15 protein-coding genes and 1 pseudogene are annotated in these 20,667 nt (G+C 71.7%); 5 read left to right on the top strand and 11 right to left on the bottom strand.

The features are described from left to right. Positions 1 to 156: 156 nt before the first annotated feature. Entirely contained in the window at positions 157 to 1,050 is an 894-nt protein-coding gene (locus ACIBJB_RS13750; protein WP_398929962.1) for a hypothetical protein, read from the top strand. A gap of 39 nt (positions 1,051 to 1,089) precedes the next feature. Here the strand turns inward: ACIBJB_RS13750 and ACIBJB_RS13755 are convergent, their stop codons facing one another. From ACIBJB_RS13755 to pgm, 3 genes are all read right to left on the bottom strand, one after another. Then, a complete protein-coding gene (locus ACIBJB_RS13755; protein ID WP_398929964.1) occupies positions 1,090 to 2,211 on the bottom strand; it encodes an SGNH/GDSL hydrolase family protein in 1,122 nt (373 codons plus the stop codon). A gap of 299 nt (positions 2,212 to 2,510) precedes the next feature. Beyond that, a complete protein-coding gene (locus ACIBJB_RS13760; RefSeq protein WP_398929966.1) occupies positions 2,511 to 3,410 on the bottom strand; it encodes an amidohydrolase family protein in 900 nt (299 codons plus the stop codon). 52 nt (positions 3,411 to 3,462) lie between these two features. Then, positions 3,463 to 5,103 (bottom strand): phosphoglucomutase (alpha-D-glucose-1,6-bisphosphate-dependent), encoded by a 1,641-nt coding sequence (pgm, locus tag ACIBJB_RS13765; protein ID WP_398929968.1) that lies wholly within the window; start codon positions 5,101 to 5,103, stop codon positions 3,463 to 3,465. Positions 5,104 to 5,322: 219 nt separating this feature from the next. On the opposite strand from pgm, the gene ACIBJB_RS13770 reads away from it, so the two are divergent. Next, a complete protein-coding gene (locus tag ACIBJB_RS13770; RefSeq protein ID WP_398929970.1) occupies positions 5,323 to 6,567 on the top strand; it encodes an MFS transporter in 1,245 nt (414 codons plus the stop codon). Between the two features lie 527 nt (positions 6,568 to 7,094). On the opposite strand, the gene ACIBJB_RS13775 is transcribed toward ACIBJB_RS13770, so the two are convergent. The 8 genes and pseudogenes from ACIBJB_RS13775 to ACIBJB_RS13810 all read right to left on the bottom strand — a co-directional run bounded on the left by ACIBJB_RS13775 (position 7,095) and on the right by ACIBJB_RS13810 (position 17,080). Then, positions 7,095 to 7,631 carry a hypothetical protein gene (locus ACIBJB_RS13775; RefSeq protein ID WP_398929972.1) on the bottom strand — a complete coding sequence of 179 codons (537 nt, stop codon included), beginning with the start codon at positions 7,629 to 7,631 and terminating at the stop codon, positions 7,095 to 7,097. Between the two features lie 382 nt (positions 7,632 to 8,013). Continuing rightward, a complete protein-coding gene (locus ACIBJB_RS13780) occupies positions 8,014 to 8,730 on the bottom strand; it encodes an alpha/beta fold hydrolase (protein WP_398929974.1) in 717 nt (238 codons plus the stop codon). A 17-nt stretch (positions 8,731 to 8,747) separates the two neighbouring features. Then, the gene (locus ACIBJB_RS13785) at positions 8,748 to 9,719 is read right to left on the bottom strand and encodes an alpha/beta hydrolase (RefSeq protein WP_398929976.1); all 972 of its coding nucleotides are present in this window, start codon (positions 9,717 to 9,719) and stop codon (positions 8,748 to 8,750) included. 53 nt (positions 9,720 to 9,772) lie between these two features. Beyond that, complete coding sequence (locus ACIBJB_RS13790) at positions 9,773 to 10,702, bottom strand: helix-turn-helix domain-containing protein (RefSeq protein WP_398929978.1); 930 nt, start codon at positions 10,700 to 10,702, stop codon at positions 9,773 to 9,775. Between the two features lie 111 nt (positions 10,703 to 10,813). Beyond that, positions 10,814 to 12,586: a BTAD domain-containing putative transcriptional regulator gene (locus tag ACIBJB_RS13795; protein ID WP_398929980.1), complete on the bottom strand. Its 1,773-nt coding sequence runs from the start codon at positions 12,584 to 12,586 to the stop codon at positions 10,814 to 10,816. 16 nt (positions 12,587 to 12,602) lie between these two features. Next, complete coding sequence (locus ACIBJB_RS13800) at positions 12,603 to 15,179, bottom strand: ATP-binding protein (protein WP_398929982.1); 2,577 nt, start codon at positions 15,177 to 15,179, stop codon at positions 12,603 to 12,605. Positions 15,180 to 15,207: 28 nt separating this feature from the next. Then, a pseudogene (locus ACIBJB_RS13805) lies at positions 15,208 to 15,381 on the bottom strand (hypothetical protein); the annotation flags it as partial. 319 nt (positions 15,382 to 15,700) lie between these two features. Then, entirely contained in the window at positions 15,701 to 17,080 is a 1,380-nt protein-coding gene (locus tag ACIBJB_RS13810) for a glycoside hydrolase family 43 protein (RefSeq protein WP_398929984.1), read from the bottom strand. A gap of 264 nt (positions 17,081 to 17,344) precedes the next feature. On the opposite strand from ACIBJB_RS13810, the gene ACIBJB_RS13815 reads away from it, so the two are divergent. From ACIBJB_RS13815 to ACIBJB_RS13825, 3 genes are all read left to right on the top strand, one after another. Continuing rightward, on the top strand, positions 17,345 to 18,769 hold the full coding sequence (locus tag ACIBJB_RS13815) for an amidase (protein ID WP_398929986.1): 1,425 nt from the start codon (positions 17,345 to 17,347) through the stop codon (positions 18,767 to 18,769). A 26-nt stretch (positions 18,770 to 18,795) separates the two neighbouring features. Next, on the top strand, positions 18,796 to 19,014 hold the full coding sequence (locus ACIBJB_RS13820) for a hypothetical protein (RefSeq protein WP_242436198.1): 219 nt from the start codon (positions 18,796 to 18,798) through the stop codon (positions 19,012 to 19,014). 133 nt (positions 19,015 to 19,147) lie between these two features. Further along, on the top strand, positions 19,148 to 20,623 hold the full coding sequence (locus ACIBJB_RS13825; protein ID WP_398929988.1) for an SPFH domain-containing protein: 1,476 nt from the start codon (positions 19,148 to 19,150) through the stop codon (positions 20,621 to 20,623). Positions 20,624 to 20,667: the final 44 nt, after the last annotated feature.

The raw sequence follows: 20,667 nt of genomic DNA on the forward strand, positions 1-20,667 counted from the left end.
GCGCGAATACGACGTACGCCCCTCCTGTCCACCTGACCCCTCGGACATCTGCGCAGGAGCATCACACAGGCTGCACACCGCCTTTCGAAAGGCTCGCTACTTTTGCCTCCGGCTCGATCCTCCGTGCGAACGAGACCGGCCACGGCCACTGGGCCGATGGTGCAGTCGACTCAGGAAGACCAGATGGACTACTGCTCCTCGTGCCGTCGGCATCTCAACGGCGCCCTGGCATGTCCCGGATGCGGCGCCTACGCCCCGGACATCGCTCCCCCCGCCCACATCTACGCGACGACGGGCGTGGCGGCAGCGGCCTGGGACGAAGCACCCGCGTCACACGACGCGGGACTCCACGAGGAGCCGGCCGCCGGATCCGACCCGGCCGAGCTGCCGTCCGACGACGTGACGGACGCGCCCGTGGCGACGGAGGGCCGGGCGGCCCGCCGACGCCAGCGGGCCCGCTGGCGGAAGAACCAGCGCAAGGCCGTGGTCGCGACCGCCGTCGCCCTCGTCGGTGGTGGCCTGACCGTCTCCGCGATGAACCAGCAGTCCAACGTCCGGCCCCAGGCGGCCACTTCGCCGGACAACCGGTCCATGGGCGTGGCGGAGTTGCCGACCTCGGACGACGCACTCCCGGCGTCGACGCCCGCCGAGGCACAGCACGGTTCCACGAACACGCCCTCCAAGTCGGTCGCCTCGCACCGGCGGACGGGCGACGCGGCGTCCACCACGACCCGGTCGTCGGTCCACGCGGACTCCGCCACCGCCCCCACTCCCACGGCGACGACCGCCTCGCAGTCGAAGTCTCGGAGCACGCTCTCGACGTCGGCCGCGGCGGGCGCCGGCACCGGCGACACGACGGGCACGTCCGGCACCACCGGCACGACGACGGATCAGACCTCCTCGTCCACGGCCACGGACAGCACGACGACCACGAACACGAACACGACCGCGAACACGGGCACAAGCAGCAACAGCTCGCAAACGACTTCCTCGTCCTCTGCGACCGATCCGTCGGGGCTGTGCGTGCTCAACCTGCTCTGCATCAACTGAACACCGGACCGGCGTGAGGGTGTGCTGACGACCCGTCGGCTACCAGCGCAGCGGAAGTCCGGCGAGGTGGTCGTAGAGCAGGCCGGAGATGATCCGGTGGTCCTGCGCGGAGGGATGCCAGTCGCAGCCCAGGTGGTCCAGGGCGGGGTCGTCGTAGTACCAATAGCCGACTCGTTCGTCGCCCTGGGCTTTTCGCGTCCGGACGATGCGCTCGGCGGTCTCGGCGAAGGGGCTGGAGCCCAGGTTGGTGGCGCTGACGACGAGGAACGTCCCGGGGCCGTAGCGGGCACGCAGTTTGTCGAGGAAGCCGTGGTAGGCGGACTCGTAGGCGGCGACCAGTTCGGCCTCGGTGCTCCAACGCTCGCCGGGGTTGAGGGGTGTCGAGAAGTCGTTGAGACCCAGCCCGATGACGACGGCCTGCGGCCGCCAGCCGGCCGGCTTCTGCCAGACGTCGCCCTCCACGCTCAGCAGGGCACGGTCGTAGTAGGTGCGGAAGTCGGTGCCGGGGCTGCTGCCGTTGTAGTTGCGGACCATGCCACGGCCGGAGAAGGCGTTGATCTGGTAGTCGGCGCCGAGGCGTCGGGCGGTGAGGGCGCCGAAGGAGAGGTCCGAGTTGGTGTTCCGGTCGACTCCCCCGTTGTTCGAACAGTCACGCGTGCCGGAGAGGTTGCCGTAGCCCGCGGTGTAGGAGTCGCCGATGAACTCGATCTGCCGGCGCCGGGCGGACGGCCTGGCGAGGATCGCGCCGCCCGGAGCGGCGACGAAGCCGCCGAACCGGCCCTCGGCCCAGGCGCTCTCGGTCCGCTTGACGAGCCGCACGCGATGCTCGGTGTCGGTGAGTCCCCTGACCCAGGCGGTGGTCCGGCCCGGAGTCACGAGGGTGGCCGTGGTCCTGCCGTCCACCTGGACGTCGTAGTCGTTGACGGAGTCGTCGAGGACGACGCCGACGCCGGTACCGCGGAACCGGCCCTCGAAGTAGATGCCGGGCCAGCTGTACCGCACGAACCCGTCGGCGGCCGCTTTGACCCGGCCCACCGTGTGGAACCGGGTCGGGGCGGCGCTGGACGCCCGCGAGGGAGCGGCGACGGCGGCGACCAGGCCGGCAGCGGCGGCGGTCACCAGTGTTCTGCGGGGTAAGGGACGGGGCGGAGGGGGCAGCATGTGGCCATCCTTCGGTGGGGGACGGTCGGAGCGGGACGCGGGAAGCGGTGCCGAGTCCGGTACGGCTCGTTCGACGCGGGAGCGCTCCCACACCCCTGGCGTGTTCAACGTGACCGCACCACGCGTGCTCGTCAACCCCTCCCGAAAGCATCTTCAACGCGAGCCGCGAGGGCGAGGCACGGAGGCAGCCGGGCATGAGCCCGGATCTTCCGGGTAGCAGAGTCGATGCTTGCCCGGGGGAAGGGCCGTCACACCTGGGGAGGTCGAGGCGGTCCTTCCCCCACTCGACCGGCGACGTGTCAGGCGCCGAACAGATCTTTAGCGTTGTCGTGGCACACGGCCCGCAGCCACTGGGGTCCGAGGTCCAGCCGTTCCAGGGCCTGGAGTTGGTGCAGGTAGGAGTAGGGGATGCTGGGGAAGTCGGAGCCCAGCAGGATGCGGTCGCCGAGTGCGGCCAGCCGGGGCAGGGCCCGGCGCGGGAACGGCATGAACCCCTCGGTGAAGTCGGTGAACGCCATCGTCGTGTCCAGCCGCACCTGGTCGTACCGCTCGGCGAGGTCGAGGAACTCCTCGTACTCGGGCATGCCCATGTGCGCGACGATCAGCCGCAGCTTCGGGTGCCGTGCCAGCACCCGCGCGATGGGCTCGGGGCCGGTGTGCTTGCCGGGTGCGGGCCCGGAGCCGCAGTGGATCACCACGGGGATGCCTGCCTCCGCCAGCAGCCCCCAGGTCCGCTGGAGGCGTTCGTCCGCCGGGTCGTACCCGCCCACCTGGACGTGCGCCTTGAACACCCGTGCCCCTGCTTCGACGGCCTCCCGGACGTAGGTCTCGACGTCCGGCTCGGGGTGGAGGGTGGCGGTGTGCAGACAGTCGGGGGTGCGGTGGGCGAAGTCGGCCGCCCACCCGTTCAGCCATCTGGCCATGCCGGGCTTGTGGGGGTAGAGCATCGCGGTGAAGGACCTGACCCCGAACGCCCGCAGCAGCGCCGTTCTCTCCGCCTCCTCCTTCCGGTAGGTGATCGGCCACCCCAGCCCGCCGATCAGCGGCCCGTTGGTGTCGAAGTAGTCCCAGACCTTGTGCAGGACCCGCTCGGGCATGAAGTGGGTGTGGACGTCGATCAGACCCGGCAGACCGAGCCCGCCCCAGAAACGGCGGATCTCGTCGGCCTCCTCGTTCGACGGCACGTCGCGATCGTTCATGCGGCCCCCCATCCGTCACACCTGCACGTGTCCGAAAGTCAGCCTTCTCGGGTCAGGCGCCCAGCGCCGTCAGCACCACGGACCTGGCCTCCTCCTGGACCCGGCGCAGATGGTCGGCGCCGAGGAACGACTCCCCGTAGATCTTGTAGACGTCCTCGGTGCCGGAAGGACGGGCCGCGAACCAGGCGTTGGCGGTGGCCACCTTGATACCGCCGAGGGCGGCGCCGTTGCCGGGCGCCTCGGTGAGGACCTGGGTGACCGGCTCTCCGGCCAGGGTGTCGGCGGTGACCTGGCGCGGGGACAGCTTGGCGAGCAGGGCCTTCTCCTCGCGGGACGCCGGGGCGTCGACGCGCGCGTACGCGGGGGCGCCGAAGCGGTCGGTGAGCTCGGCGTAGTGCTGCGAGGGGCTCTTGCCGGTGACCGCCGTGATCTCGGAGGCGAGCAGGGCCAGGATGATGCCGTCCTTGTCGGTGGTCCACACCGAGCCGTCACGGCGCAGGAAGGACGCGCCGGCCGACTCCTCGCCGCCGAAGCCGATCGTGCCGTCCGACAGGCCGTCCACGAACCACTTGAAGCCGACGGGTACCTCGACCAGCGTCCGGCCGAGGTCCGCCGCGACCCGGTCGATCATGCTCGACGACACCAGGGTCTTGCCGATCCCGGCCCCCGCGGGCCACTGGTCCCGGTGCGAGAACAGGTACGAGATCGCCACGGCCAGATAGTGGTTCGGGTTCATCAGGCCCGCGTCCGGCGTGACGATGCCGTGCCGGTCGGAGTCGGCGTCGTTGCCGGTGGCGATGTCGAACCGGTCGCGCTGCTCGATGAGCGAGGCCATGGCGAACGGCGACGAGCAGTCCATGCGGATCTTGCCGTCCCAGTCGAGCGTCATGAAGCGCCAGGTGGGATCGGTGAGCGGATTGACCACCGTCAGGTCGAGCCGGTGCTGTTCGGCGATCCGGCCCCAGTAGGCGACCGAGGCGCCGCCCAGCGGATCGGCGCCGATGCGCACTCCGGCGGACCGGATCGCCTCCAGGTCCAGCACGTTCGGCAGGTCGGCGACATAGGCCCCGAGGAAGTCGTGGCGGCCGGTGCCGGGTGCGGCCAGGGCACGGGCGTACGGGATGCGCCGTACGTCCTTGAGGCCGCCGGTGATGATCTCGTTGGCGCGGTCCTGGATCCAGGAGGTCGCCTCCGATCCTGCGGGGCCGCCGTTCGGCGGGTTGTACTTGAAGCCGCCGTCGGCGGGCGGATTGTGCGAGGGGGTGACGACGACTCCGTCGGCGAGCGCCGAGGTCCGGTGCCGGTTGTGGGTGAGGATGGCGTGCGAGACGGCCGGGGTGGGCGTGTAGCCGTCGGCCTGGTCGATGAGGACGGTCACGTCGTTGGCCGCGAACACCTCCAGCGCCGTGGCCCGAGCGGGCTCGGACAGGGCGTGGGTGTCGGCTCCGAGGAAGAGGGGGCCGTCCGTGCCCTGGGCGGCGCGGTACTCGCAGATGGCCTGGCTGGTGGCCGCGATGTGGTCCTCGTTGAACGCCGCCCCGAGGGACGAACCGCGATGTCCCGAGGTGCCGAAGGCCACCCGCTGTCCCGGTTCCGCCGGGTCGGGGTGCAGCGTGTAGTACGCCGTGACCAGACGGGCCACATCGATGAGGTCCTCGGGCCCGGCGACCTGCCCCGCTCGCGCGTTCTGCATTTCCCGGCTCCTCCGCAAGGTCGACCGTTGAGTACGGCCCTCATTCTCCCCCGCCGGGGCTCCGGGGACGCGCACGGGGGCCGCGGTTCTGTCCTCGCCCGACCTGTGTGGCGACCGAGCGGCATGGCGGGGTGCGAGGACGAGCGCCGGGCCGACTCCCGAGGCAAACGTCGCCGTAAGGGTTGAGCGTCATAAGACCATTACAGCAGTGTGATCGGCATGTCACTGCAGACCACCGGCCCCGCCGGATCCCAGGCCCCTGACCCCTGGCGCTATCGCTGGACGGTGCTGGGCGTCGCCACCTTCACCCAGGCCTCGTCCGGCTTCTTCGTGGGCGGCATCGGGGCGCTGGGCGTCCACCTCCAGCGCGCCCTGGAGCTGAGCACGACACAGTTGGGCCTGTTGGTCTCGGCGGCCCAACTGGTGCCGCTGGCAGGGCTGCTGGTCGCGGGCGAACTGCTGGACCGCCACAGCGAGCGCTGGGTGGTCGGGATCGGGGCCTGTGTGGTCGCGGTGGCTCTGGGCGCGGGGAGCCTGGCGCCGGGATACGGGGCACTGCTGGTCGCCCTGCTGCTGGTCGGTGCGGGATACAGCACCGTCCAGCCAGGTGGCAGCAAGTCGGTGGCGTCCTGGTTCCACGCATCGCAGCGGGGATTCGCGATGGGCATCCGGCAGGCCGGGCTGCCGCTCGGCGCGGCGCTGGCCTCGGCCGTGCTCCCTCTCGTCGCCGAGGAGTTCGGCTGGCGGGCGACGCTGCTGACCGGCGGCTTCGTCGCGCTGCTCGGAGCCGGACTCTTCATGGGCTGCTACCGACGACCACCCGCACCGGCTGGCCCCTTCGACAGGGAGCCGTCCGTTCCGCTCGCGGCACAGCTCCGCGCCCGGCTACGGATGCTGCGCGAACCGTCCGCGGTCAAGATCATGTTGTCGGGTACCAGCCTGATCTCGGTGCAGACCGGTGTGGGCGTCCTGACGGTGCTGCACCTTCACCGGACGTCATCGGTGGACGCCGGGCGGGCGGCCCTGATCCTGGTGGCGTCCCAGGGGGCGGGCGTGGTGGGCCGGATCTGCCTTGCGGCCTGGAGCGATCGAAGCGGGGCCGGGCGTCATGGCATCGTGCTGGTGTGCATGGTCGCCGTGATCGCCGGGCTGGCTGTGCTGATGACGCCTGCCGGGCGGGCACCGGTCGTCGCCTCCGGCGTCTTCGTCTGGCTCGGCTTCTTCGGCTTCGGGTGGTACGGCCCGTGGGTGGCCTACGTCGCCGAAGCGGCCCCTCCCGGCAAGACCGGCTTCGCCCTGGGACTGGCCATGTCCGTCAACCAGATCGCCATCGTCACGGTGCCGCCCGCTCTCGGCCTGCTGGTCGACCTCACCGCCAGCTTCACCCCGGCCTGGGCGCTGCTGTGCCTGCTGACCGTCGTCGCCCTGAGCGTGACGGCCGTCGCGGAACGCCGAACCCGCTGACGCCGCAGGCGACGCGGTGCTGCCGACCACCAAGCCCGGGCCGATGACGCCACGTTCCTGCTCAGCGCTGCCGCCGAGGGCTCTGGTCCCGGCGCACCGCGGTGCTCACCAAGTAGCCCCGTCCTTCCACGAACCATCTCGCGGGAGCGCTTGCGGCGTTCACTCCTGCAGCGCACCGAAATGCTCGTGCCGACCGAGTACGACAGCCACCCGCCCCGCGAGCCGGGCCAGTGGCCGAACTCGTGGGCACCGAACCGGCGTCGGTACGCCCCAGAGGTGACGCCCGCTCCGGAACCGCTTCGGAAGCTGGGTCAGGAACCGCCACACCACCTTCATCGTCGTGGCGGTGAGCAGTCAGTGGGGAGGGACCCGAAGATGGCGTCGCCCTCATGCCGGAAGGCGTCTGCGGCCTGTGAGAACACTTGCTGCGCGAGGCGCGAGCGAGATCCGTCGCGGACGCGTCGAGGTGCGACGAGGTCACCGGTTCGTCGAGGGCACCTCCCCGCGATGCCCGCAGAAGGTGTTGGTCAGGCCCCAGCGGCATCGCGTCGCAGCAGGCCGGTGACCCGGCCCCACCATCCTCTGCGCGGCTTGTTGTCCCTCTCGATCAGAAACCGCGCTGTCTGCAGCGGGTCACGTGGCAGTTGACCTGTCTGGTGACGGCGCCAGTAGCGGGCCACTCTCCGCTCCAGATCGCCCAGGTCGACGCTGCTGGTCCTGACCAGAACGACCGGTCCTTCTGGGCCTTCCGGGGCAGTCAGCGCCAACACGCCACCGTCCGGTGAGTACACGGCCGCGTACTCACCCTCGTCGATGTCCATCGCCTCGATCCAGTTCGTGGCGTGGACGAAAGATGCGAAGACCAAGAGTTCCTCGTCGCGATCAAAGACGAGCACCGTGTCGGGAGGGACTTCCATACGGATCACTGTGTCAGGCCCATTCGCCGCGCTGCGACCAAAAAAGCCGCTGCCCGGGCGGGCCGCGGGGCCCGAGTACCTGTCCGTGGACAGCGCGGTCACCGTTGACCTCGGCTCCGCGAAGCTGATCTCGCTACCGATGACCATCAGGGGAACGACGGTGAACGCGGCCAGTACCCCACCTGGTCCCTCGATGCCACCGCCGGCACCTGGACGGCCGGCAGCGGGCTGCCCACCCCGGCATGACAGGCGCTTCGACCACCGAGGGCGTGGCGGTGGTCCAGGAGACGGGCACCGGCGCGACGAGCCGGCAGTGGAGTCTCTCCTGACCCCCGGCGGGTGAACCGTCACTTCGGACACCCGCTCCTGCGGCATCCACGCCCCGCGCGCCCCTCCACGCGCACGGGGCGCCGGCCGTAGCCCGACCACCTCGCCGTTCAGCCAGCCGGTGCACTGGCGGGAACGCGCCGACGGAAGATTGAACGCGTCTCCACAGCCGCGCGGACGGCGCCGAAGGCCCTCAGAGCCGTCAGCTCGTCGCCCGTACCGCGTCGCGGATCAGGGCGGCGACCTCCTTGGCCCGGGAGACGGCGACCGCGTGGGAGGCGCCCTCCAGCTCGACGATCGTCGCCCCGGCACGCTTCGCGCCGAAGCGCTCCACCTCCGGGTTGATCGCCTGGTCCGCGGCGGCGACCAGGGCCCAGGACGGCTTGGTCTTCCACGCGGCGGCCGACGCCGGCTCGGTGAACGACGAGGCGGCCAGCGGGCGTTGGGAAAGCGCCAGGGCCTTGGTGACCGGGGCGGGCACATCGGCGGCGAAGATGCCGGGGAACGCCTCGGCCTGGATGGTGACCTCGACCGCCGCCTCCCCGCCATCGACCGGGTACGTCCACTCCTTGAGTTTGCTGACGAGCTGCGAGAGCGGGAAGCGGCCCTGCAGCTCACCGAGGCTCTCGCCCTCTTCGGGGACGTACGCCGCGATGTAGACGAGGCCGACGACGTTCTCCGTCGTACCGGCGACGGAGATGACCGCGCCACCGTACGAGTGCCCGACCAGGACGACCGGGCCGTCGATCTGCGCGGTCACCGAGGCGACGTACGCGGCGTCGGCGGCCAGCCCGCGCAGCGGGTTCGGCGGCGCGATCACGGGGATGCCCTGGTTCTGCAGCTCCGCGACGACACCGGCCCAGCTGCCGGCGTCGGCGAAGGCGCCGTGCACGAGAAGGGCGGTGGGTGTGGTGGTCATGTCCGTTGTCTCCCGGGTCAGTTGGTGTGCAGGGCCGCGCGCAGGGTGGCGACGGCCTGGTTGATGGCGGCCTCGGCGGCGTGGGTCTCGCGCAGGGCGTTGAGCATCACGAAGTCGTGGATGATGGCCTGGTAGCGCACGGCGGTGACGGCGACCCCGGCCTCGCGCAGCTTGTTGGCGTACGCCTCGCCCTCGTCGCGCAGCACGTCCGCCTCACCGGTGATGACCAGGGCCGGGGGCAGCCCGACGAGCTGCTCGGTCGACGCCCGCAGGGGGGACGCGGTGATCTGCGCCCGCTCCGCCTCGTCGGTGGTGTACTGGTCCCAGAACCACTGCATGCCGTCCCGGCGCAGGAAGTAGCCGGTGGCGAACTGGTGGTAGGAGCCGGTGTCGAAGCTCGCGTCGGTCACCGGGTAGAACAGCACCTGCTGCACCAGTGGGACATCGCCCCGCTCCTTGGCCATGAGGGTCAGCGCGGCCGTCATGTTGCCGCCCACCGAGTCACCGGCCACCGCCAGCCGGGAACCGTCCAGGTCCTTGGTGGAGCCCTGCTCGACGATCCACTTGGCGACGGTGTAGTTCTGCTCGATGGCGACCGGGTAGCGCACCTCGGGGGAGAGGTCGTACTCAGGGAAGACCACGGCCGCGCCCGCGCCGACGGCGAGTTCGCGCACCAGTCGGTCATGGGTGTGGGCGTTGCCGAACACCCAGCCCGCGCCATGGATGTAGAGGATGACCGGGAGGGGCCCGGTGGCGCCCGCGGGCTTGACGATGCGGGCCCGGACGCTGCCTGTCGGGCCGCCGGAGACGGTGATCCACTCCTCGTCGATCGCGGGCTTGGCGATGTCGCCGGACTGCACCTCGTCGACGGCCTTGCGGCCCTCGGCGGGCGGCAGATCGAAGAGGTAGGGCGGGTTGGCGGTGGCCTCGACGAAGGCCTGGGCGGCCGGTTCGAGGACCGGCTTGACCGGTTCGGCGGTCTCGGACATGGAGTTCTCCCGAAATTTCTCAGTGGTGCTGCGCGGTCGCGTCGACGAGCACGCTAGGAGCGCGGGGCGGGGGTGGGTTGTCCGCCCGTGCATGGGCGCTGATCCACAAGCGCACCGAAATGCGCGCCCGTCGAAGGCGGGTCGGCGCACGGCGTCCGTCCGCCGGCCGTGTCGCGCCACTCGCTGGGGGACATCCCGTACGCGGCGCGGAACACCCGGCTGAAGTGCGGGGCGCTGAGGAAGCCCCAACGGGCGGCGACCGCCGCGATGGTGCGTCGGCCCCGCACCCGGTGCAGCAGATCGCGCCGGCACTCCTCGAGGCGACGGCGCTGGATCCACCGGCCGACCGTCGTGTCCTCGTCCTGGAACAGTTTGTGCAGATAGCGCACCGAGATGTGGTGCGCCGCGGCGATCGTCTCGGGCGAGAGGTCCGGATCCGCGAGATGGCGGTCGACGAACCCCTGGATCCTGGACAGCAGCGGCGACTGCGTGCCCGACGGCTCCGCGGCGTGCTCGCCCGACTGATCGGTGGCCAGCGTCGCCAGGAGGTTCACGGCGTTCCAGGAGAGCATCTCGCCGGTCGCGGGCGGCGAGACGGAGACCGTGTCGGCGAGCTCGGACAGGAACGGCGACAGCAGGCCGCCCAGCCGGGAGGACCGGCTGACCGGCGCCGCCATGACCCGCCGTAGCGCGTGGTCCGGCAGCCCCAGCGCCTCGCGTGTCACGAGGAACACCTTCAGCCGGGCCTGCCCGGGAAGCTCCAGCGAGGGCGGGCGGTCCGTGTCGTAGAAGCAGATGTCCCCGGGGTCGAGTGGGATGTCCACGAAGCCCTCCGGCTCGGGGGTGCCGCCCCGCACGCCGACGAAGAGGAACTCGCCACCGGCGCGGGCGGACAGCCGGTGCGCCCGGGTCCGCGGCCACCGCTCGCCGGGCAGCCGCACCGGCGCCGTTTCGGTGACGACGATCTCGACACCCAAGGGCATCCGCTACACCTCCGAACAGAATCGAACAGAATCTCTCATCACCTCGGAGCCTAGGTGCGAAGGTGTGAAAAAAGAGTGACAGGGAAGTGATGGTGGCCCTCTGGCCTGGGGTTATGGTCGGCGGTCGAGCTCGGCGGCGAACACCCGCAGCAAGGCGTGGGCGGTGTAGCGGCCCGGCTCGGATTCGTCGACGAGATGCGCGTCGGCGAGTTCCTCGAGGAGTCGGCCGGCCGTGCGGACGGACAGGCCGGCCAGGGCGGCGGCGGCATCCGCGGTGAGGTCCGGGCCGCACCCGACGGACAGCGGACGCAACAGCCGGGCGGCCGCGTCCGGCAGGCGCTGGTAGGAGGCGGCGAACGCGGTACGCACGTCGGCGAGGGCGTCGAGGCCATGCCGGGACCGGCGCAGCTCGGCGGCCACGGCCGCGAGCGGGAGGCCGGGGCGGGCGGCGGCCCGGGCGGCCACGACGGCCAGGGCCAGCGGCAGCCGGCCGCAGTGCGCCACGATCTCCTGTGCCGCCGGGAGTTCGGCGGCCGGCCGTTCCCGGCCGATGTGCCGGGCCAGGACGGCGAGTGCGTCCGCGGTGGACGGCAGGTCCAGGCGCAGCGGCCGGGCCCCGGCGGCGACCAGGCCGGACAGGCCGCGCCGACTGGTGATCAGGGTCAGGCAGCCGGGCGACGCGGGCAGCAGGGCACGTACCTGCTCGGTGTCGAAGGCGTCGTCGAGCAGGAGGAGCATCCGGCGACCGGACAGCACGCTCCGGTACAGCCCGGTGAGCGCGTCCGGACCGCTCGGCAGGCGGTGCCCGGGCACGCCGAGAACGGGAAGCAGGAAGCGCAGGGCCGCCTCGGGGGTCAGCGGGTCGTTGAGCGGGTCGAAACCCCTGAGGTTCACGTGGAGTTGGCCGTCCGGGTACCGTTCGGCGACCTCGTGAGCCCAGCGCACCGCCAGCGTGGTCTTCCCGATGCCCGGCATACCGGTGAGCAGGACGGTCGAGCAGTCGGGTGCCGTGCGCAGGCTGTCCAGTTCGGCCTTTCTGCCGATGAACTGCTTCGGGGTGGGCGGGAGTTGGGCGGGCCGTGCGAGGGGTTCCCGCTTCCGCGGCACGGATCCCACCTCCTGGCGGAGTACACGCGTATGGGCCTCGGTCAGCTCCGCTCCCGGCGCGACACCCAGCTCCCGGCCCAGCAGCAGCCGTACGGACTCGTACGCCGCCAGCGCCTCGGCCTGCCGGCCGCAGGCGGCGAGTGCCAGGACGTTCCTCGCGTGCAGGGACTCGTTGAGGGGGTCGAGCCGGGCCGCGCGGCCCAGGTGGGGCAGGACGTGTTCGGGTGTGCCGCACAGCAGGGCCGCGTCGGCGGCCATCACCGTCGTACGGACGAGTTCGCGTTCGATCTCGGCGAACACGGCGTGATCCCGCGCGGGCGAGGGGATGCCGGCCACCACCGGGCCCCGCCACTCGTCCAACGCCTCGACGAAGTGCCGCAGCGCCGGTTCGGGCCGTCCGGTGGCCGCCTCCCGCTTGGCCCGCCTGGTCAGATCCCGGAACCTGAGCAGATCGACCTCGTCCTCGGCCGCCTCCAGCCGGTATCCGTCGGCGCCGCGCGACAGCCGGCGACCGGGAGCGCGCGGCGGCAGTCCCGGCTCCAGCAGGCGGCGCAGGGCACCGACGTAGCGGCGGACCACGTTCATGGCGCTGGCGGGCGCACCCCCCGGCCACAGTGCGGCGACGATCTCGCCCACGGGTACGGGCCGCCCCGCCCGTGCCAACAGCAGGGCCAGCAGGGCGCGTTGCTGGGGAAAGCCGAGGTCGAGTTCGCTCTGGCCGAGCGTCGCCCGCAGGGGGCCCAGTACCTCGAAACGCAGCGATTCGTCGTGTGCCAAGCTCGGTCGCCCCCCTTCAGGCGAGATCGCGGCTGCCGCCCCGGGCGGCGAGCAGCCGCTCCCGGACCTGTTCCGCGTCCGGGTGGCCCAGGGAGACGAAGAGGGCGAGCGCCTGGCGCCACGAGGTTTCCGCCTCCCCAAGGGCGCCCATGGCGAGGTGGGTGTCGCCGATGTGGGCGAGGGTGCAGGCCTCCATATAGGGGACGCCCAACTCCCGGTACAAGGTCAGCGCGTTGTGGTAGCCAAGCAGGGCGTGCGGGTGGCGGCCCAGTCCGTGCTGGGCGTAGGCGATGCTGTCCCAGGTGACCGCCTGGCCGTAGCGGTCGCCCAGGTCCTGGAGCATGGGAAGGGCCTCGAAGCAGTGGCTCAGGGCCTGCCGGTACCGGCCGAGCAGCGCGTGGTACCAGCCGACCGAGTTGAGCACGCTGGCCTGTGCGGCCGGCGGTCCGCTCTGCCGGAACAGGTGCAGGGCCTGCTCGTTGTGCCGGAGGGCGCCGGGGAGGTCGCCCTGCTGTTCGCACTGCCAGCCGAAGCTGCGGTGGGTGTGGGCCTGCCCGGTCGTGTCGCCCAGTTCGGTGAAGAGTTCCAGGGCGCGCCGTAGCCGGGCCAGGGAGCTGTCGTGCAGGCCCAGCCGGCCCTCCGCCCGGGCCAGCCCGCGCAGTCCGCGCGCCTCCCAGGCCGGATCCGACAGCCTGAGCGCGCAGCCGAGCGCCGTGCGCTGCGCGGCCGCCCCGTCGTGCCAGTGGCCCCGTCGGTCGAAGAACGGCTCCAGGGACCAGGCGAGTTGAGCGGCGAGGCGGTCACGGCCGGAGTGCGCCGCCGCGTCGATCACGGCGAGCAGGACCCGGTACTCGGCGGCCAGCCAGGCCAGCGCGTCCTGGTCGTCGGACAGGGCTTGCGGGATGACGCCGGGCGGAGGCGGGTCCGGTGGCAGGGGATCGGCGTGCGGGGCGAGGAGCCGGTCGGCCGCGTGGGCGGTGTGCAGGTGGTAGGCGTACAGCCGGTCGACAGCCGCCGCAGTGTCGTCTTCGGCCTGCACCAGTTCGGCCGCGTGGGCGCGCACCAGGTCGTGCAGGGCGTACCGGCCGGGAGTGTGCTCGCGCGCCAGGTGCACGTCGGCGAGTTCCGCCAGCAGACCGCTCGCCTGCGGTACCGGAACGCCTGCCAGCGCGGCTGCGGCCGGGGCACAGACGTCCGGGCCGGGGTGCAGGCCGAGCAGCCGGAAGAGGCGGGCCGCGCCGGGCGAGACGGCACCCAGCGACCACGAGAAAACCGCGCCGACGTTCACGGCCGGGTCGGTCCTGTTGAACGCGTCGAGGCTGCCGTGCGCCGCCCGCAGCTCGGCCGCCACCGCGGACAGCGGGAAGTGCGGATGGGTCGCCGCGCGCGCCGCCACGCATGCCAGCGCGAGCGGCAGCCCGGCACACAGGGCGGTGATCTCGGTGACCGCCCGGGACTCGCCGGCCAGCCGCGCCGCGCCGAGCCGGCGCTCCAGGAACGCCCTGGCCTGCCCGGCGGTGAGCGGGCGCAGGGTCAGCGCGTGCGCTCCGTGCGCGGCGACCAGCCCGGACAGCCTGCTGCGGCTGGTGACGATCGTCAGACAGCCGGGGGTGCCCGGCAGCAGCGGGCGTACCTGATCGGTGTCGCGCGCGTTGTCCAGCAGGACCAGGAACCGCCGCCCGGCCAACAGGCCTCGGTAGAGGGCGGCCTGGGCCTCCACCTCGTGCGGCACCCGTTCGGGCGGCACCCCAAGTGCGTCCAGGAAGAGCCGGACCGCCTCGTTCGCTGTCATCACGGCGCCGGACGGGTCGAAGCCGCGCAGATTGACGTAGAGCTGCCCGTCGGGGAACCGCTCGGCGACCCGGTGGGCCAGGTGCACGGCGAGGGTGGTCTTGCCGATGCCGGCCATACCGCCGATCGCCGTGATGACCACCCTGCCGGTCGGTTCCGACCGGGCCAGCACGTCGTCCAGTTCGCTCTCGCGGCCGGTGAACGTCGGCAGGTCGTGCGGGAGTTGGGCGGGCCTCGGCAAGGAGGTCGACGGTACGGCGTCCGGCAGCGACGCGCGGTGCGCTTCGCGCAGTCCGGCCCCGGGGTCGATGCCGAGGTCGTGGGCGAGGCGGGTGGCGGCGGTGCGGTAGGTGTCGAGAGCCTCGGACCGGTGCCCCATGGCCGCCAGCACGAGGATCAGCCGGGCGAGCACCGGTTCGTCCAGCGGGTCGTCGGCGGCGGCCTCTCGCAGCAGGGGCAGCACCGCCCCCGGCACACCGGCGCGCAGCGCGGCGTCGGCGGCCTCCTGCACCGCCGCCCGACGTTCCCGGTCGACGGCACCGAAGCCGGCGCGCTCACGCACCTCGGCGGCGATGTCCCCGGCGACCGGTCCCTGCCACGACGAAAGGGCTTCGACGAGCAGGTCGACCGCGTGCCCGGGCTCCGCCCGCCGGGCCTCGTCCCGCAGTCGGCGGAACCGCAGCAGATCCAGCGAGTCGGCGTCGGCCGTCCACAGGTAACCGCCCGGGGCCCGGGCCAGCCACCTCCCTACGGCCCGGGCGGGGCAGGCCGGGCTCCACCAGGCGGCGCAGGGAGCCGACATGACGCCGGACCACGTTCACGGCGCTGTGCGGCGGACGCGCACCCCACAGCACGGTCACGATCTCGCTCACGGCCACCGGTTGCCCGGCGCGCACCAGCAGCAGCGCCAGCAGGGCCCGTTCCTGCGGACCGCCGAGGGCTATCCCCGCCCCCGCCCGCTGTACCCGGACCGCCCCCAGAACCGAGAACTCCACCGGCTCCACCGGTCCTCCCCCTTGCTGATCTTCCGCCCCACCCCGACTTTACGTGACGTGTCGCGTTACCTGCCGTGACCGAAAACCGGACCGCTACGGATCTCGGCCGGCAACACCGCCCCGGTGTGCGACATCACTCCGCGATCGCCGCCCTCGACGCGGACACGCGGACAGGGGGCGGGGTCGGTCCTGACGCGGATGGTGACCATCGGTCTCCAGCAGATGAGGCTGCAGGCCAGTGAGGGGAACCGTCGGAGTGGAGCGAAGGTCTGCTCGGGAGCTACTCCCGTGCCGCCATCGCTCCTCCCCAGGTCAGCGGCAGTGCAGCTCAGCCCCACGCCCCCACCGGCACGAACGAACTGTCCTGCCGGAACAGATCCGTCGCGGCCGTCCGTTCCACCCGGAGTTGGTAGTTGTAGTGGCGCAGGTAGTACCCGGGATAGTTGTACGACTCCCAGCGGATCGCGCCCGAGGACGAGCCCGTGCGGGCGATGAACGTGGCGTCCTTGGCGAAGGTCGACGTGCCGTCGTTGGCGTCGAAGCGGGCGCGGAAGTCCCAGTGGCGCAGATAGTTGCCGGAGAAGTCGCGGAAGGAGTAGCCGTTCGGGTCGGCGAGGCCCGCGACGACCGTGAAGGTGGACGCCGACTTCTCGGCGGCCGTGCTGGAGCCGGTGACCACCGGGAGGTTGAGCAGCGAGGACTGCGCCTGCCAGTAGCGCGTCGGGTAGTTGGCCGACTGGAAGGACCGCGTGACGTTCCTCGCGAGCGAAGGCCCGCCGGACACCGTCTCCTTGATGACCGTGAAGTGCCGGGCGGTGCCGGAGACCACCGGCAGCGCGGTCGGGGCGGACCACGTCGCGAACGAGTCGTAGCTGTCGCTGGAGTAGTAGGTGCCGTCGCTGTAGCCGTCGAAGAAGATCCGCCAGCCGCCGTTGTCGAGCTGGATCACGGACGGGCCCTCGCGATAGCTGCCCCAGCCCGCCCAGTCGCCGGTTCGGGAGATCGTGTAGGGGCCGGTGAGCGAGGAGGCGGTCGCGTACTCGATGTACTTGGTCGTCTCGTTCTTCGTGAAGGCGTGGTACGTCGAGCCGGTCCTCACGATGTACGTGTCGATGTGGTTCGAGCCGATCCCGGAGAGGGCGACGGGTGAACTCCATGCCGTCAGCGCCGAGTTCGTCGCCTTCAGCCGGTAGGGCGTGAAGATCCACTCGTTGCTCGTGACAGAGCAGGACACGATGACGTTCACGCTGCCGTCGCCGTCGACGAACCACTCCGGCGCCCACGCACGGGACAGGTTGGCGATCGGGACCGTGTAGTCGTACAGGAAAGTCCAGTTGGCCCGGTCGGAGCTCCGCGCGAAGCCGATGCTGGTGCTGACGTCCTGCCAGGTGTGGGTCGTGTACGTCAGGTAGTAGTAGCCGTCGGTGTGCTTGAAGACGCTCGCGTCGCGGATCCTGTTGCCGGGCGGTGTGTAGGCGGAGGACTTGAGCAGCCGGAAGTCCGTGGCGTCGTCGGACTGGTAGACGTTCACGGTCCCGTCGTTGCTGTTGAGGAACGGCACGATGGTGTAGCGCGTCGCGGAACCGCTCGGCGGGGCGGCGGCGAAGGCCGCGCCGGGCAGTTCGCCCAGCAGGACGGCGGAGGCGGGCAGGGTCGCCATCGCGCGCAGCAGGGTGCGGCGGGACGGCGTGGGGGGTCGTGTGCTCACGGGCGGCTCTCCCTCGGACAAGAACTGACGCGGCTCTGACGGACCACCTGCATGTCCGACATGTCGAACGCAGTTCGGGAAGTCGATCAGAAGGTAGGGCTGTGACCTGAACGCGTCAATGCTTCGCACAGGACCCGGTGCGCCCTGCGCGAAAGCTGTGGCACCCGTCCGGCCGCCACACCCGCCTGGCACGTTCCGGAGAAGCGCTTTCCCACGTTACCGTTCGGTAGGCAACGTCGTCCCGGAGTCCCGGAGGTGCCCCGTATGACGCGCGACCGTTCCGCAGGCCTGGTGGAGACCGCCCGTGCACTGGCCGACGGCACGATCACCTCCCGGGCCCTCGTCGAACAGGCCCTGGAGCGGATCGAGACGTCCCAGGCCTCCCTCAACGCCTTCCGGATCGTACGGACCAAGGCCGCTCTCGCCGAGGCCGAGGCCGCGGACGCCCAACTGGCCGCCGGGGTGCGCAAGCCGCTGCTCGGGGTGCCCGTCGCGGTCAAGGACGACATGGATGTGGCCGGTGAACCCACGGCGTTCGGCTGCCGGGGGGAGTTCCCGGCGGTCGCCCGGGACGGGGAGGCGGTACGGCGGCTGCGCGCGGCCGGGGCCGTGATCGTCGGCAAGACCAACACCTGCGAGTTCGGGCAGTGGCCGTTCACCGAGGGGCCCGCCTTCGGCGCCACCCGCAATCCGTGGAGCCCGGAGCACACGCCGGGCGGCTCGTCCGGCGGGTCCGCCGCGGCCGTCGCCGCGGGTCTGGTGCCCGCCGCGCTCGGCTCGGACGGGGCCGGTTCGGTACGGATCCCCGCCTCCTGGACCCATCTCGTCGGCATCAAACCCCAGCGCGGCCGGATCTCGACCTGGCCGCGCGGCGAGTCCTTCCAGGGCATCACCGTCAACGGCACGCTCGCCCGCACGGTCGCCGACGCGGCCCTCCTCCTCGACGCGGCCGCCGGCAACCACGTCCTGGACCCGCATCGCCCGCCCGCCATCGATGCCTCGGCGGCGGTCGGCCGCGACCCCGGCCGGCTGCGCATCGCGCTCGCCCTGAAGCCGCCGTTCACCGCGCTGCCCGCCCGGCTCCAGCCCCAGGTGCGGGCACGGGTCGTCGAACTCGCCGAGAAGCTGAGCGACTTGGGGCACACGGTCGAGGAGGCGGATCCGCCGTACGGGCAGATCGGGCTCACCTTCATCCCCCGCGCCACGGCCGGGATCGCCGAACGGGTCCGCGAGGCGCCCTTCCCCGCACTCCTCGATCGCCGCACCCGGGAGGCGGCCCGGCTCGGCGGACTGCTCGGCGGGGTCCCGCTGCGGGTGGCGCGGCGCGCGGAGGCGGTCCTGCACCGCCGTATCGGCGGGTTCTTCACGTCGTACGACGTCGTCCTCGCCCCGACGACGGCAGCTCCCCCACCGCGCATCGGGGCGATGCTGGAGCTGAGCGGACTGGCCACGGACCGCGCGATGATCGCGGCCTGTCCCTACGCCTGGCCCTGGAACGTGCTGGGGTGGCCGGGGGTCAATGTGCCCGCCGGGTTCGTCGGGGGCGGGCTGCCCGTCGGGGCGCAGTTGCTCGGACCCGCGAACAGTGAACCGCTTCTCCTGTCGCTGGCCGCGCAGTTGGAGGACGACCTGCGCTGGTACGAGAGGTGGCCGCCCCAGGAGGCGACCGTGGATTCCCCGGTCGCCTGACAGCATTCCGCCCGTACCCTGTGACCATGGACGACGCGTCGATGGTCGGGCTCATGGGGCGGGTCACGGGGGCGATCGGACCGGGGCTCGTCGGCGAGGTGATCGTCCGGGTCCGGGGCGGCGCCGAGCACTTCCTCGCCTACCCCGCCTCCGGCACCGACCGGATCGAGCGGGGGACGGTGGTGATGGTGGTGGAGTACCTGCCGCCGAGGACGGTCTACGTACAGGCTGCGTACGACAGTTGAGCCTGCTCACGCGCAGGTGAGAGGCGTGTGCCTCAAGGTTTCGACAAGGATGCGCCAGCGTCTTCACCGGGGCCTCGAACAGGCGCACACTCCCTTCGTTCGGTGCCGAAAGGGCACCATGCAAAGGGGGCGTATGCCGATGGTTGTCGGCGTCGTTGCGGGGGTGGCCGTAGCTGCCATCGCCGTTCTGATCGGTCTGTTCAAACTGATGTGGCGTGTCGCGGAACCCAACGAGGCACTGGTCATCTCCGGGTCCAATCACAAGACCGAGGGTCTTGAGGCGGGCATGGGATTCCGCATCGTCACCGGGCGCGGCACGCTGGTGCTGCCCGGTGTGCAGGCGGTGCGCAAGATGTCGCTCGACCTGAACGAGACCGAACTGCACGTGGACTGCGTGACCCACCAGGGCATTCCGCTCAAGGTGCGGGGCGTGGTCATCTTCAAGGTCGGCGACGACTTCGTGTCGATCGCCAACGCGGCCCGTCGCTTCCTCGACCAGCAGAAGCTGATGTCGGAGCGGGTGCACAACGTCTTCGCCGGTCATCTGCGGTCCATCGTGGGCGGGTTGACCGTCGAGGACATGATCCGCGACCGGGAGAAGCTCACCGGTCAGACGCGGGCCGCCTGCGGCACGGAGATGGAGAAGCTGGGGCTCATCGTCGACTCCCTGCAGATCCACGAGATCGAGGACCCGACCGGGTACATGCAGAACCTGGCGATGCCGCACGCGGCCGCCGTCCAGCGGGACGCGCGGATCGCGCAGGCGGAGGCGAACCGGCTGGCCACCGAGGCCGAGCAGCAGGCGTACGCCCGGATGGCGCAGGCCACCCGGGACAGCGAGATCCTCCAGGCCGGCTACCAGGCCGAGCGGGACAAGGCGGGCGCCAAGGCACGCCAGGCCGGTCCGCTCGCCGACGCCGCCGCCCGGCAGGAGGTCGTCGTGCAGGAGACCCGGATCGCCGAACTGGAGGCGAACCGGCGGGAGCAGCAGCTCCAGGCGGACGTCCGCAAGCCGGCGGACGCCAAGGCCTACGAGAAGCGCACGCTCGCCGAGGCCGAGCGTGACGCGCGGATCTCCGGGGCCGAGGCCAAGGCGAAGGAGACCGAGCTCGCCGCGGCGGCCGAGGCCACCCGGGTCAAGACGGCCGCGATGGCCGAGGCCGAGGCCACCAAGGCCCGCGGTACGGCCATGGCCGCGTCCACCCGGGCCACCGGTGAGGCCGAGGCCGCGTCGGCTCAGGCCAAGGGTCTCGCGGAGGCCGAGGCGGCCAAGGCGAAGGGTCTCGCGGAGGCGGAGGCCATCAAGGCCCGCGCCGCCGCCCTCGCCGAGAACCAGGAGGCGGTTGTCGCCCAGCAACTCGCCGAGAACTGGCCGGAGATCGTCAGGGCCGGCGCGTCCGCGTTCGGCAACGCCGACAACATGGTGATCCTCAACGGCGCCGACGGCATGGCGGACATGTTCGCCAAGGCGCTCACCATGGGCGGCACAGGGCTGGGTCTGGCCCGTCAGCTGCTGGCGTCGATGAACCAGAACGGGCAAAGCGTCAACGGCACTTCGCTCAACGGGGTGGCGTCGCCGCCCTCCCAGAAGGTGCCGGTCCAGGAGTAACGGGCAGGCCGGCCGGGGTCCTTGAGGAAAGGGACCCCGGCCGG

Origin of the sequence: Streptomyces sp. NPDC050759, assembly GCF_044456945.1 — a bacterium.
In the GTDB taxonomy this organism is placed as follows: domain Bacteria; phylum Actinomycetota; class Actinomycetes; order Streptomycetales; family Streptomycetaceae; genus Streptomyces.